The organism is Paenibacillus sp. 22594 (genome assembly GCF_052044425.1).
Lineage (GTDB): Bacteria > Bacillota > Bacilli > Paenibacillales > Paenibacillaceae > Paenibacillus_AQ.
Window position 1 is genome coordinate 472,618 of record NZ_JBQENA010000002.1, and the last position, 14,353, is coordinate 486,970.

The 14,353-nt window shown below is 51.5% G+C and carries 13 protein-coding genes; 11 read left to right on the forward strand and 2 right to left on the reverse strand.

The genetic code is table 11. The annotated features are described in order from the left end of the window. Nucleotides 1-111 precede the first annotated feature (111 nt). Complete coding sequence (gene metE / locus ACTJKB_RS08860; RefSeq protein WP_440833319.1) at nucleotides 112-2,400, forward strand: 5-methyltetrahydropteroyltriglutamate--homocysteine S-methyltransferase; 2,289 nt, start codon at nucleotides 112-114, stop codon at nucleotides 2,398-2,400. 437 nt (nucleotides 2,401-2,837) lie between these two features. Next, on the forward strand, nucleotides 2,838-3,986 hold the full coding sequence (locus ACTJKB_RS08865) for a DUF4349 domain-containing protein (RefSeq protein ID WP_440833321.1): 1,149 nt from the start codon (nucleotides 2,838-2,840) through the stop codon (nucleotides 3,984-3,986). Nucleotides 3,987-4,082: 96 nt separating this feature from the next. On the opposite strand, the gene msrB is transcribed toward ACTJKB_RS08865, so the two are convergent. After that, nucleotides 4,083-5,069 (reverse strand): peptide-methionine (R)-S-oxide reductase MsrB, encoded by a 987-nt coding sequence (msrB, locus tag ACTJKB_RS08870; RefSeq protein WP_440833322.1) that lies wholly within the window; start codon nucleotides 5,067-5,069, stop codon nucleotides 4,083-4,085. A gap of 122 nt (nucleotides 5,070-5,191) precedes the next feature. Then, nucleotides 5,192-5,809: a TVP38/TMEM64 family protein gene (locus tag ACTJKB_RS08875; RefSeq protein ID WP_440833324.1), complete on the reverse strand. Its 618-nt coding sequence runs from the start codon at nucleotides 5,807-5,809 to the stop codon at nucleotides 5,192-5,194. A 147-nt stretch (nucleotides 5,810-5,956) separates the two neighbouring features. Between ACTJKB_RS08875 and ACTJKB_RS08880 the strand changes: the two genes are divergently transcribed. The 9 genes from ACTJKB_RS08880 to ACTJKB_RS08920 all read left to right on the forward strand — a co-directional run bounded on the left by ACTJKB_RS08880 (nucleotide 5,957) and on the right by ACTJKB_RS08920 (nucleotide 14,329). After that, nucleotides 5,957-6,892 carry a Gfo/Idh/MocA family protein gene (locus ACTJKB_RS08880; protein ID WP_440833326.1) on the forward strand — a complete coding sequence of 312 codons (936 nt, stop codon included), beginning with the start codon at nucleotides 5,957-5,959 and terminating at the stop codon, nucleotides 6,890-6,892. Nucleotides 6,893-6,918: 26 nt separating this feature from the next. Next, the gene (locus ACTJKB_RS08885; protein WP_440833328.1) at nucleotides 6,919-7,242 is read left to right on the forward strand and encodes a hypothetical protein; all 324 of its coding nucleotides are present in this window, start codon (nucleotides 6,919-6,921) and stop codon (nucleotides 7,240-7,242) included. 94 nt (nucleotides 7,243-7,336) lie between these two features. Then, nucleotides 7,337-7,654 (forward strand): winged helix-turn-helix transcriptional regulator, encoded by a 318-nt coding sequence (locus ACTJKB_RS08890; protein ID WP_039295412.1) that lies wholly within the window; start codon nucleotides 7,337-7,339, stop codon nucleotides 7,652-7,654. 269 nt (nucleotides 7,655-7,923) lie between these two features. Then, entirely contained in the window at nucleotides 7,924-8,646 is a 723-nt protein-coding gene (locus ACTJKB_RS08895) for a hypothetical protein (RefSeq protein ID WP_440833330.1), read from the forward strand. Between the two features lie 215 nt (nucleotides 8,647-8,861). Further along, nucleotides 8,862-9,593: an iron-sulfur cluster repair di-iron protein gene (ric, locus tag ACTJKB_RS08900; RefSeq protein WP_440833331.1), complete on the forward strand. Its 732-nt coding sequence runs from the start codon at nucleotides 8,862-8,864 to the stop codon at nucleotides 9,591-9,593. 117 nt (nucleotides 9,594-9,710) lie between these two features. Beyond that, the gene (locus ACTJKB_RS08905) at nucleotides 9,711-10,466 is read left to right on the forward strand and encodes a hypothetical protein (RefSeq protein WP_440833333.1); all 756 of its coding nucleotides are present in this window, start codon (nucleotides 9,711-9,713) and stop codon (nucleotides 10,464-10,466) included. A gap of 211 nt (nucleotides 10,467-10,677) precedes the next feature. Continuing rightward, complete coding sequence (gene nirB, locus ACTJKB_RS08910) at nucleotides 10,678-13,110, forward strand: nitrite reductase large subunit NirB (protein WP_440833335.1); 2,433 nt, start codon at nucleotides 10,678-10,680, stop codon at nucleotides 13,108-13,110. Nucleotides 13,111-13,140: 30 nt separating this feature from the next. Next, complete coding sequence (gene nirD / locus ACTJKB_RS08915; protein ID WP_440833337.1) at nucleotides 13,141-13,461, forward strand: nitrite reductase small subunit NirD; 321 nt, start codon at nucleotides 13,141-13,143, stop codon at nucleotides 13,459-13,461. 49 nt (nucleotides 13,462-13,510) lie between these two features. Further along, nucleotides 13,511-14,329 (forward strand): formate/nitrite transporter family protein, encoded by an 819-nt coding sequence (locus ACTJKB_RS08920; protein WP_440833338.1) that lies wholly within the window; start codon nucleotides 13,511-13,513, stop codon nucleotides 14,327-14,329. Nucleotides 14,330-14,353 lie beyond the last annotated feature (24 nt).

Here is a 14,353-nt window from a genome sequence, read left to right on the forward strand (position 1 = left end):
TATTCCATTAAAAAGATCAATGGGCGTCTTTCCCTATGGCTTATTTTTCGGGAGAGGCGTCTTTTTATAAGAACAAACAACAAATCGCGAACAGATGAGGAGCAGATCTCAATGACAACTAAATGGATCACCAGCAATCTGGGATACCCGAGAATCGGCAAAAACCGTGAATGGAAAAAAACGCTGGAGGCTTACTGGTCCGGCAAAATTGGCGAGCAAGAGTTCCGTGCTGAAATGGCGGACATTCAGCTTCAGCATCTGCAGTCGCAGCAACAGGCTGGTATTGACCTGATCCCGGTGAATGATTTCACCTTCTACGATCATGTGCTGGATACAGCTGTCATGTTCGGCATTGTGCCGCCCCGTTATGATTATGACGGCGGAGCGGTCCCGCTTGATCTATATTTCGCCATGGCCCGCGGCAATGCTGCTGCCCCGGCCTGCGAGATGACCAAATGGTTCAATACGAATTACCATTATATCGTGCCGGAGATCGGCAGCCTTACACCCCGGCTGACTGAGAACAAACCGCTGGCCGCCTACCGCTTTGCCAAAACGCAGGCAGGTATTGAAGGTAAAGCGGTTATCGTCGGACTTTATACTTTCCTCAAGCTGTCCAAGGGATTTCCGGCTGCGGAAATCGGGGAGGTTGCTGCCCGCTTCCTGCCGGCTTATATTCAGCTGCTGCAGGAGCTTCAGCAGGAAGGTGTAGCTTGGGTGCAGATTGACGAACCGGCCATCGTTATAGGACTGAACGAAGGAGAAATTGCCCTGCTGAAGACCATTTATGGCGAGATTTCCGCTGCAGTCCCCGGCTTGAATCTGATTCTACAGACTTATTTCGAAGCGGCTGAACCCTTGGAAGCCTTGCTTGAGTTGCCGGTACAAGCGATTGGACTTGACTTCGTCCACGATGGCGGCGCGAATCTGGAGGCGATCGAACGACTTGGCTGGCCGGAAGATAAATGGCTGGGTGCTGGCATTATCGACGGCCGCAGTATCTGGCGCGCAGACCCTGATGCCAAGCTTGGACTGATTGAGAAGCTGGCTCTTCATGTACCGCTGGACCGGCTGATTCTTCAGCCATCCTCCAGCCTCCTCCATGTACCCGTAACGGTGCAGAGCGAAGGAAAGCTGAAGCCTGCCGTGAAGCAGGCACTGGCCTTCGCCGACGAGAAGCTGGCAGAGCTTCGGCTGCTCGCCGCAGCCGCAGGCGGTGACAACGGAACGGCCGAGGCGGAGCTTGCAGAGAGCCGGGAAGCGCTGGCTGTCTTCCGCGCACTTCCTGAACGCGGCCGCCGGGATGTGGCGGAGCAGGTCCGCCGTCTGGACGAACTTCCGGACAGCCGGAGCCTGCCGTTCGCAGAGCGAGTGCAGCTGCAGCAGGAGAAATGGCGTTTGCCCCTGCTCCCGACTACAACCATCGGTAGCTTTCCACAGACGGCTGAGGTTCGTCAGGCGCGTCTCAAATGGCGCAAAGGGGTATGGAATGAGGAGCGCTATGATACGTTCGTCCGCCGTCAAATCGCCGAAGCAATTACACTTCAGGAGGAGCTTGGCTTGGATGTGCTGGTGCATGGTGAGTTTGAGCGGACGGACATGGTCGAGTTCTTTGGCGAGAAGCTAGGTGGTTATCTGTTCACCCAGAATGGCTGGGTGCAATCCTATGGCTCGCGTTGCGTGAAACCTCCCGTGATCTACGCGGATGTCGCTTTTATCCATCCGATGACCGTCAAAGAAAGTGTCTATGCCCAGTCTCTGACGAAGCTGCCGGTAAAAGGCATGCTGACCGGACCGGTAACCATCCTGAACTGGTCTTTCGTACGCGATGACCTCAGCCGCGAAGAGGTAGCGAAGCAAATTGCCCTTGCTCTCCGTCACGAGGTCCAGGCGCTGGAGGATGCCGGAATCGAGATGATTCAGGTGGATGAACCGGCCATCCGCGAAGGGCTGCCGCTGAAGGCTGAAGACCATGAGTATTATTTGAATTGGGCTGTACGGTCCTTCCGGGTGGCCACGAACCATGTGAAGGATACTACGCAGGTTCATACGCATATGTGCTACAGCGAATTTAATGACATGATCGGGGCGATCTCGGCCATGGATGCGGATGTGATCTCCATTGAGACTTCCCGCAGCCATGGGGAACTGATTACTGCTTTTGAAGATCATGATTATGATAAAGGCATCGGACTGGGCGTCTATGATATCCATAGTCCCCGTGTTCCGGAAGTAGCGGAGATGACGCAGAATATTGAGCGCGCACTGCGTGTACTGGATGCCGGACAATTCTGGATTAATCCAGACTGCGGACTGAAGACACGCGGCTGGGAGGAGACGGAGGCGGCACTTCGCAACATGGTGCTGGCTGCAGGCAACGTGCGGAAGAATAACGCTTGATAATCATTCTCAATCTTGCTAGAATGAGAAAAAGAATAGAAGGAACCTGGACCAGGCTTCCTTCTTATCCTTAAATGGTACGTCTTTTCGTATGAGGGTTTCACCTCCCCTTGCTGGAATCGGCGCCATCTCTACACCAACTGATCTGGCCGGCAAGGTGGAGCTTGCCCGGACAGAGCCGAACCCTTATTCCTTGAGAATACAGGGTTTTTTGGTATTTTTTCTTTTCGCGGATCTTATATCCCCAAATAACGAAAGCGCCCATAGATGAGCAAATCGGCCACTGGATTGGAAAATTTACCGAATTCCTGCAACCTTCCAGCTTTTGGAACGTCAAAGACTATAACGCGAATGAAGCCTACAGACAAAGAGCTCTTCGCTGGCAGCAATCTGCACAAAAGAAGCGGAAATTCCACTACACTTTTGGAGGAATGGGCATGCAAAAAAGGGGTCTGCATTATCTGTATTATGTATTGGGACTAATAGTGTTTGCTATGGTTTTGGCAGGGTGCGGGGCTGGAAGCAATAATGATTCTGCAAGCCGGTCGGAGATGAAGGCAGACAATTCCAGCACGGTAGAAAGCTTCGACGGCGCTGCGGGCCAGAACACGTCAGCGGATGCTGCGCCACAGAATCAAGCTGCGTCCACTGAAGCTGAAGCTCCTGCCGCTAAGGGAGCCAAGGCAGGCGGAGGAAGTTCAGCGATTAGCAACACGGATGCAGCGCGGGCGGCTGAAGGGACGGCCGGTTTTACGGGAAGCGACGTAGTGGCAGGACTGAACAAAAAGCTGATCTATCACGCCAGCCTCACAATGGAAGTGAAGGACTACGCTAAGGCGCAGACAGAAGTGCGTAATATGGTGACGCTTGCAGAGGGCTATATTGTTGAATTTTCGGAGAACACCTCCGAATATGAGCAGGGCGGAACCTTTATTCTGAAGGTGCCGGCTTCGGGATTTTCTTCCTTTCTGGACCATTTGGAAAAAATCAAAAACGAGAAGCTTCAACATAAAATTCAGGGTCAGGACGTTTCAGAGGAATATGTGGATCTGGAGTCGCGTCTCAAGGCCAAGCAGTTGATGGAGAGCCAATATATCGAGTTTATGAAAAAGGCAACCAAATCTGCCGACCTCGTGGCGTTCGCGAACCAGCTTGGTGCCATACAGGAAGAAATGGAGACGATCAAGGGCAGAATGCGCTATATTGACCAGAATGTATCTTTTTCCACGGTTGAGCTTCGCCTGTACCAGACTGAAGAGAGCGTGGATATTGCCAAAACCAAAGAACAAGGGCCGTTAATGGACCGTGCTTCGGATGCGCTTCAGAGCAGTCTGCACGCAATGTCCGTGATGTTTCAGTGGCTCTTCATATTCCTTGCTGCCGCGTTTCCGGTACTGATTGTAGCTGCTGTTGTTGTGTTGATCGTGCTCTGGGTCCGCAAAAAAGCCAAGTCACGGAATCATGACACGATAGCGCGTATCCGCCAGGTGAGCCGGGAACAGAACCAGCAGCTACATGAACAGACCGCCGGGAATCCGGCACCCGTTCCTGATACGGATGAGCTGGACGACAAAAAGCCGGAGTAGAATTTTTGGCAGATAAAAATAAACCTCCAACGCCGCTGCTCGCGGGTTGGAGGTTTGTGATGTGGATGTGCAACTGAGCGGAATAACCGCTGTTAGTTAAGTATGCTGGAAAAGTACGCGGTATTCGCCGTAGCCTTCCTTTTCCAAATCCTCTTTCGGAACAAAGCGGAGTGCTGCCGAGTTAATGCAATAGCGCAGGCCGTTCGGACCGGGACCATCGTTAAATACATGTCCAAGATGAGAATCAGCTGCTTTACTTCGGACCTCGGTGCGGACCATCAGATGGCTGAGATCCGTCTTCTCTTTGACCGAATAGTCGCGGATCGGCCGGGTGAAGCTGGGCCAGCCGCAGCCGGAGTCGAATTTGTCGCCGGAGCTGAACAGCGGCTCACCGGATACAATATCGACATAGATGCCATCCCCGTGATGATCCCAGAACTCATTGCGGAAAGGGGATTCGGTTGCATTATTCTGAGTAACTTCATATTGCAGCGGAGTCAGACGTTCCTTGAGGCTCTGCTTCTCCTCCTTGTGCTTCCAGTGGTCCTCGATAAAAGCGTCCCGGCCGGAGCCTTTGCGGTAACGTTTATAGTGACCCGGATTCTTGTGGTGATACCCCTGATGGTACTCTTCCGCACGGTAAAAGGGCTTGGCCGGAAGGATCGGCGTCACAATGGGAGCGGAGAAACGTCTGCTGGCCTGCAAGTCCGCCTTGGAGGCTTCAGCCTGCTCCCGCTGCTCTTCGGAGTGGGTGAATATGGCAGTCCCGTATGAAGTGCCGCGGTCATAGAACTGACCTCCGGCATCGGTAGGGTCAATCTGCTGCCAGAACAGCTCCAGAAGCTTGGTGTATGGGAAAATATCAGGTTGAAAGGTGATCTGCACCGCTTCCACATGTCCTGTGGTTTCCGAGCAAACCTCTTCATAAGTCGGGTTAACGGTATGTCCGCCCGTATATCCGGATATAATCTCAACAATTCCTGGAAGTTCTTCAAATGGCGATACCATGCACCAGAAACAGCCCCCGGCAAACGTGGCTTTTTCTGTTTTGCTGCTTATATTGTCAGATTGAACATCACTCATGAATATCCCTCCATTCATAGATTGCAATTAAATAGATCACAATGTAATTATAGAACAAAAAAGCGCCGCCTGCCAGCGGGCGGTGCTTTGTGCAAAGATAAGAATTCATGTACTTCCTGGTATCAGTTTTTCTTTGAGCCGAAGGATCGTGGACGTAGTGATAATATGGCCAGAGCCAGTACAACCACATATACCAGGATGGCAATCCACGCACTTCGCGGATGCTGGAACAGCTGACCGCCGAGAAAGGCGTATAACGTGATGGCAGGGATTTTGCCCAGTCCGGATGCCGCAAGATAACTCCAAAAGGGCAGCCCGGCGGCGCCAGCATAGATATTCACTCCCATTTGCGGAACGACCGGTGCCAGCCGGGCCAGCACTACCGCTGCAAACGGCCTCCGCTGCACGGCAGATGTGAATTTATCAAGCGCAGGTACTGATGCCAAATAAGTACGGGCTTTTTCCTGGAACATGTGTTGAACAATACCATAGATCATCGCCCCGGCAAGGGTAGACGCACTCCAGCAAATCATCGTCGCTGCCAGACTTCCGTAGGCATACCCGTAAATCCCGATAATCAGCTTATAAGGCACCGGCGGAAACATCGCCAGCAAAGTAGCGGCACCAAAGCCCAAAAACAGATTATGATCCTGCCGCAGCCAGGCCAGGATTTCATACCTGTAGATAAACGTGAGGAATATTCCCGAAACATACAGCAGTATAGTCAGCCATTTTCTCATTCTACTATGCCCTTTCTTCCGTTCATTCATTTCATCATACTGAAAAAAAAGCATTTAATGAAGCAAAGATCATTTGTTGCCGCGATTTGTCACGGTATAATACGTCTAAAAGGAAAAAGAAATACTCACAGCCAAGGGAGATACCTTATGAAAAGTACAGAACCCAAAAGAGTGGCTCTGGTTGGCCTCGGCGACATCGCCCGGAAAGTCTATCTGCCGCTGCTCTCCCGGCATGAGCAGGCGGAGGTGGTGGGTGTGCTCAGCCATTCGCCGGCAACCGTACAGGGCGTAGTTCATTCCTATCGGTTCCCGAGAGGCACTACGGATCTGAATGAGCTCCTGTCGTGGAAGCCGGATGCGGTATTTGTGCATAGCCCAACCCCCACGCATTATGATATTGTTATGAAATGCTTAAATCACGGAGTTTCGGTATATGTGGACAAGCCGCTGTCCTATGATCTGGAAGAATCCCGGCGGATGGCCGGATTCGCTGAAGAGAAGGGACTGCTGCTGGGCGTAGGGTTCAACCGCCGCTATGCACCGATGTATACGGCTGCCAAAGACTGGCTGGAGAAAGCTGGCGGCATCAGCGCCTGTCACGCATTCAAGCACCGGACCAAGCTGCAATCCGGCAGCAGCCGTGAGACCGTCCATGATGACCTGATCCATATGCTGGATCTGCTGCTATGGTTATGCGGAGGAGATGCCGCGCTGCTGCACAGCAGTCTGAAATCCGACGATGCGGGACGGCTGCTGCAATCTTCCGGTAGTCTGGGCTGGAAGCATGGTGCGACAGGAATGTACAGCATGGTGCGGGACGCCGGGGCAGATCTGGAGAAGCTGGAGCTGCACGGCAACGGAAGATCTGTGGAAGTTCTGGACATGGAACGGGCAACCTTGTATGAGAAGGGCACGCTGACGCGCACACAGAATTTCGGAAGCTGGGATACTGTGCTGGAGCGCAGGGGATTCAGCGGTGTAGTGAACCACTTTTTAAGCAGCCTGGACACACCGGGGCAATGCGGAATAGCCGCTTCAGCGGTCTTGTCCAGCCATGTGCTGGCGGCGAAGCTTGCCGATTGACAATGGAGCAGAAAGGAGGAAACCACATGGAGGATTACCGCAAATCAACGGAAGAGCAGATTATTGAGAGCTACAAGCGGGATGAAGAAATGATGATCCTGGTTTTTGCCCAATGGTGTGTGAACAACAAGCTGGACCCACACGCGTTATATCTTCAGGCCTATCCGCAGCAAGAGGGGAATGCGGCGTTAAGCCATGCGCTTTCGCTGACTGTACCCATTGACGAATCGGGATTCATCTCCGACGATACGGTGCTGGGAGTCCTGTCCTTATATAGCAATGATGACCTGGCATATGTAGTGACCGAGGCTATAGCGAGCAGGAAACCGCGGCAAGATACGGGCGAATGAACTTTTTTTTGCCAAACGATGTTCATTGTGCTATAAATGTGTTAAAATTATATATACTAACTTAATGTAAGTTTAAAAGTGAGAGGTGAGAATAATGGAAGAACATCAGCTGACGATGTGCCCCCGATTCGAAACGGCCTTCTCCTTCTTAGGTAAACGTTGGAATGGACTTATTATTCAGACATTGATGAGCGGACCCAAGCGTTTCAAGGATATTTCCGGTCTGATCCCAACAATGAGCGATAAGATGTTATCCGAACGAATGAAGGACCTGGAGTGTGAAGGAATTCTGGTACGCCATGTGTACCCGGAAACCCCCGTACGCATCGAGTATGAACTGACAACCAAAGGCCGTGCGCTTGAGCCGGTCATGCAGCAGATTCAGTCTTGGGCAGAGAGCTGGGTCGAGTAGAACAAACTGGGTTCCCTGTTGATAGCCCCTTTTTCCGGATGGAGAGAGGGGCTATTTCCTTTAAATTGTAAATAAATTGCACACAAGGCAGCAGAATATAATATAATAGAAAAAAAGTTGCTGCCCACCCCTTCATATGCGGAATTTTAGAGCAGTGATATAGATAATTATGGTAACGCTAACAAAATAAAGCGTAGGCTTTCGAAGTAAGTTTTGTACGAAGTAAATCCAGGAAGCTATGCTAACAAAACTTTTAGGAGGCGAGGAAGATGACAACCACCTTGTTTTCCCGGGAAATAACCTATGGAAAAAAAGATGTCGCCGAACTGGAGAGTGCTTCGATCAGAGTGCAGCTTATTTACGACAAAGTGTTGTTCATGCTTCACAGCCATCTTCCTGAGTCCATGTGGAACGCATGGATTGGGGTGCCTTATGACATTATCTCCTCTTTGTACAAAGGGGATAACGATAGCGGGAGTGTTTTTCAAAAGTGGATTCAAAGTCCGACTGGTTGGAAATGTATCGGCTGCGAGCGTCATTGTCTTGAGCCTTCGGCAGGTCCGGCAATTCCATCGTCGGGCAAGCAGCGCAGGTTCACCTTTCATAATGGCATCCGGCAGAGCATGGTGCTGCAGGCAGTGATCTGGTCGATGTATGAAAATACACTGCTCTTCCAGCCCTATTTGGGCGAAGAATCTTTTCTGGATGAAGCTGATCTGGATACGATCTCCACATACTTCGTACCTACCTATCTGAGTAATCACCGTCTGATCGAGAACGGCAAGCGCTGCAAGGAATATCAGGAGTCGAACATCCGGGTGTATCAGGAATGGATCGCCGCTCCCGATCTGGTGCTGCAGTGGAATGGAGGCCTGACCGAAGGCCGTTGGATGACTGGAGTTTACGTGGACCATTCGCGTTTTGCCGGGTTGGGACCATACCTGAAGGATGCACAAGGCAAGCGTACGTATATGCGGGCTACGGTGGAATAGATATTATGAATAATATACTAAGCTAACGGACCGTCCGTTGTAAGGCTATGCTTTCTCCGTCCACAAAAGGGCAAAATAATAGATAACCAACGACTGCCACAAGTTCATTAAAATTTTTTATATTCAGTGCGTACAATCACAAACCGTCTTCCTTGCTGGCGTTAAGGTATAGAGGTAAAAGAAACCTAGACCAACAACCCAAGGGAGGGCCCAGCATGACGGCCAAACAATTTAACAATACAATGACGGATACATCTGTTCAATTCACCGGTGAAGCGATGGTAAGAGATATCGTTCTTCAGTTCCCCAAAGCAGCAGATTACTTCAAGGCACAGCGGATTGACTTTTGCTGCGGAGGCGCGAAACCTTTGGCAGAGGCGGTAACCGAAAAGGGGCTTGATACAGAGGCAGTCCTTCAGGATCTGAACAAGCTGTATGCCGAACATCCGGTGCTTGAAGAAGATACGGCTTGGAACGAAGCATCGTCAGAAGAGCTGGTCGATTACATTATCAACAAGCATCACAACTATTTGCGCGAGGAGCTGCCGCTCATCGCCCAGAATGTAACAAAGGTCTTCCGCGTGCATGGAGAGGATTCTCCGCACTTGGCTGAGGTTCACCGCTTGTTCCATACGCTGCGTGAGGAATTGCTGGAGCACACGGCCAAGGAAGAAGAAAGTGAATTCCCCAAAATGCTGGCCTATGATAAAAATCCAAGCGCTGAAGGGTTGGCTGAGCTGCGCGGACTGCTGAGTACGCTGGAGGAGGAGCATGACGGGGCAGGAGATATTTTACGCGAGCTGCGGAGAGTTACAGGGGATTTCACCCCGCCTGAGCATACCTGCACTACTTACCGTCTGACCTATGCCCGTCTTGAAGAGCTCGAGGGCATGACCTTTGAGCATGTCCATCTGGAGAACAACATTCTTTTCCTGCGCTACCAATAGAACATTTGCGGTTTTACAAGTCCCTTCGGGGACTTTTTTTATAGGCTGGGACCATGAATGTTTGAGAACGGCACCCGTTTACGTTATTCTTAAAAAGACTATGTACATAATCATGACATGTCTGAGCAGCAGCGGGAGGCTGGAATCAGGCGGGAGAAGGCGGTGCCGGGAATGTCCGGGAAGTGGGTGTGGCGTATTTTGCTGGGAATAATGATAATTGCAACCTTGAGCGGCTGCTCTTCGGTTCTTGGCTCCCAAACAGACGGGAGCGATGCCGGAACCGGAAATGCCGGACCGGCCTTTTCGGTTCTGGTCGGTGACAGCGAGCTGGTTGGAAGCGCGGGCAGGCAGCTAAGTGAGGCCTTTACTGATGGGTTGACACTCATTGAACTGCTTAAGAACAGTGGGGTGGCCACGTTTGCGGATGACGGGTACAATATCCTGGCAGTAAACAAAGTATCTTTGAGTCCCGAGTGGATTTGGGAGATTCAATTGAATGGCAAAAAAATCACGGATTGGAACAGTCGCGTTGACCGCGGGGACAGCATCGTGGCTGAAGCGGTACCAGCAGCAAACGGTGCAGATCTGCAGCCGGTCATTTTCACCGTGAACGGTGGCAGTGAGCAGCCGCAGATGACGCATTCTTACGTGCTGCCGTATGCCGAGGACTTGTCCGTAAGAGGTGTGCTGAAGAGCAGTGGAATGGTGCAGCTCTCCGAGGATACTAAGACTGTAATCAGTATTATGGATTACAAGCCGCTGAGTAATGAGGCATGGACGCTGAAGGTCAACGGCAAGCAACTGCTGGACACCGGGATCGATATGAAGCTTAGACCACAGGATACTCTGGAGGTTGTGCTTGTGCTGCTCTAAATGAAAGATCATTTCGCCATATTCCTTAGGCTTACGTCAAAGGAATATGGCGATTTTTTATGCCTAAAAAGCATTGTGGCAGCGTGATCAAAATTATGTGAAATGCTTCACAATTGGTGTGACTGCAATCACAAATCCGCTTTAAATTTAAACAGTATAATTTCTTTATCAAATCATGTTGTGATGAAGTTCAGATGCATGAAGGAGGGTCATGACAGTGACAGTGGAGAGAGAAAAGTTAGTGCTCATAGGTAACGGTATGGCAGGAGTAGGCACAATTGAGCAGATTTTGAAGCTTGGCGGCGCTTATGATATTACTGTGTTCGGAAGTGAGCCGCATCCCAATTACAATCGCATTATGCTGTCCTACGTTCTGGAAGGTAGCAAAACAATTGAAGACATTATCCTCAATGACCGCCAGTGGTATGCGGATCATCATATTACCTTGCATACAGGGACTACAGTTATCCGTATAGATGAAGCATCTCGGCAGATCATCACAGATAATGGGCTGTCGGTTGCCTATGACAAGGCGATCATTGCTACAGGCTCGAACTCGTTCATTCTGCCTGTACCGGGAAGCGACAAGGAGGGGGTAGTTGGCTTCCGTGATATCGCAGATTGTGATGCCATGCTTGCAGCAGCCAAGCAGTACCGCACGGCAGCAGTTATCGGGGGCGGACTCCTGGGACTGGAGGCAGCCAAAGGACTTGTGAATCTCGGCATGGACGTTACGGTTGTGCATTTGCTGGAGGATCTGATGGAACGCCAGCTGGATCATACAGCTTCCTCTATGCTTCAGGCAGAATTATCCCGCCAGGGCGTGAAGTTTGCCATGGGCAAGCAGACTGTTGAGCTGACCGGAGATGAACGTGTGAACGGACTTCGCTTCAGTGACGGATCGGAGCTGGCGGCGGATTTTGTAGTCATGGCTGTGGGAATTAAGCCGAATACACAGCTCGCCAGAGAAAGCGGCATTACGGTAAACCGTGGGATTGTTGTCGATGACTATCTGCAAACCTCTATGCCGGATGTATATTCCGTCGGTGAATGTACAGAACACAGAGGAACTTGTTATGGTCTGGTTGCACCGTTGTTCGAGCAGGGAATGGTGCTTGCCAAACATCTGTGCAACGTGCCGACTCAGCCTTATGAAGGCTCGGTTGTAGCCACCAAGCTAAAAATCTCCGGAGTAGATGTTTTCTCTGCCGGTGAGTTCACAGAAACCGCAGAGCACACGGTCATCTCAGCCAAAGATGAATGGAAGCGGACCTACAAGAAGATTCTGCTCAACAACAATACCATTGTAGGAGCAGTCCTCTTCGGTGATGTCACGGAATCGGCCAGTCTGCAGAAGCTGGTGAAGCAGGGTGCGGAAATGACGGATGAGATTTACAGCGAGGTTATGGGCACGGGCTGCTGTGGCGGAGGCGGGGCGAAAAAGAGCTTGTCGGTGGAAACGATGGCCGATGAAGAAATTGTCTGCGGCTGCAACGGCGTGACCAAGAAAGCCATTGTTGATGCGGTTACGGAGAATGGCTTCACCACCGTTGATGAGATTAAGGCCTGCACCGGAGCTACCCGTTCCTGCGGCGGCTGTAAGCCGGTTGTGGAGCAGATCCTGCAGTTTGTCCTTGGGGACAGCTTCCAGCAGAGCGCCAAGCAGGGGATCTGCAGCTGCACCACGCTAAGCAGAGACGAGATCGTAGCCGAAATCACCTCCAAAGGCCTGAAAACGACCAAAGAAGTCATGAATGTACTGGACTGGAAGCAAGCCGAGGGCTGCTCCAAATGCCGTCCGGCGGTGAACTATTACCTCGGTATGATCTATCCGGACACCCATGAGGATGAAAAGGAGTCGCGCTTCGTCAACGAACGGATGAGTGCGAATATTCAGAAGGATGGTACCTTTACGGTTGTACCGCGCATGTATGGCGGTGTTACGACACCGGAGGATTTGAAACGGATCGCTGATGTCTCCTTGAAATATGATGTGAAGGTTGTGAAGGTGACTGGCGGACAGCGTCTGGACCTGATCGGCATCCGGAAAGAAGATGTGCCCAAGGTGTGGGAGGAGCTGGATATGCCATCCGGCTATGCCTACGCGAAATCACTGCGCACTGTGAAGACCTGTGTAGGTTCGCAGTTCTGCCGTTTTGGCACACAGGATTCCATGGGTATGGGAGCGCTGCTTGAGCGCAAATACGAGCGGCTTGATTTTCCGGCCAAGTTCAAAATGGCAGTCAACGGCTGCCCGCGCAACTGTGCGGAATCATGCACAAAAGATATCGGCATCGTCGGCAACGACGGCGGCTGGGAGATTTTCATTGGCGGTAACGGCGGGATCAAGCCGCGGATCGCGGATGCCTTCTGCAAGGTGAAAACCGATGAAGAACTGATTGAGGTCTGCTCCGCAGTTATGCAGTATTACCGTGAAACAGGGAACTATCTGGAACGGACCTCCGAGTGGGTGGAACGTATGGGACTTGAGCAGATTCAACAGGTGATTCTGGAGAATGATGAGCAACGCAAGGAGCTTGCTGCACGGATTGATTTTGCCCTGGCACAGGTTTCTGATCCATGGAAAAAAATGCTGGATGACCAAGATACACGTACCGCACTGTTTGAGCAGGCAAAAGTCTAACCTATACCGACTATGAGAGGAGAGAGCTCAATGCAAACCACTACACAAGAATATGCTGTAGGCACGGTGGAAGAATTCCTGCTGCAGATTGGCCGGGTTGTAAACACCGGTGAGATTGAACTAGCCATTTTCCGTACCTCGGATGGTGCCGTCTATGCCCTGGAGAATCGCAGCCCGCATCCCAAAGGCGGTCCGCTGGCTGAGGGGATCGTCTCTGGCTACTATCTGTACGATCCGCTGTACGACTGGAAAATCGATCTGCGCAGCGGCGAAGTTCAGGCCCCGGACCACGGGAAGGTAAAGGTCTATCCGGTTATACTGGACGGCGGTATTGTAAAGGTCAGTCTGTAGAAAGTCTGGATGAATAAACAATTTTAAAGGAGAATGGCGGGGTGGACGTGTGTTTACGCAAAGTGTAGAGAACATCGTGGAGACGGCAGTGGCCAAACGCGACAAGATGAATGAAAGTCTGCCTAAATACTTTCTTGCCGCACTGCTGGCCGGAGCCTATGTAGGCATTGGTATTATTCTGATCTTTTCACTCGGGGCGCCGCTGGCGGCGATTAAGTCTCCTTTTCAGCCGCTGATTATGGGGATGTCCTTCGGGATTGCCCTGACGCTGGTAGTCTTCGCTGGCTCGGAGCTGTTCACGGGGAACAATATGTTTTTCACCGTAAGTACACTTGCGGGAAGAACCAGCGTATGGGATACAGCAAAGAATTGGGTCCTCGTATTTATCGGAAATGTTGCCGGTGCGGTGGTTCTGGCATTGCTGATCCGGGGTACAGGATTATTTACAGCTGCTCCGGCGGAACATCTGATTTTCACCGCAGCCGCCAAAAAAATGAGCCTGCCGTTCTCCGAGCTGTTCTTCCGCGGTATTCTCTGTAACTGGCTGGTCTGCCTGGCGCTGTGGATGTCCTCCCGTGCCAAAAGTGAGACTGCCAAGCTGGTGCTGATCTGGTGGTGTCTGTTCGCCTTCATCGCGAGCGGCTATGAGCACAGTGTAGCGAATATGACGCTGCTAAGCGTAGCGGTGCTGCTGCCTAACCATCCGGAGACGGTTACTATAGCCGGATGGCTGCACAACATGATTCCAGTCACCTTAGGCAATATTATCGGCGGCGGCGTGTTTGTCGGTATGGCGTACTGGATGATCTCCCCGGTGCGGGCAGCACGGACTGGTGTTATCAATAAGACGAAAAAGCAAGTCAGCTAGTCCTTGCAGAGCCCTGTGGTCAAT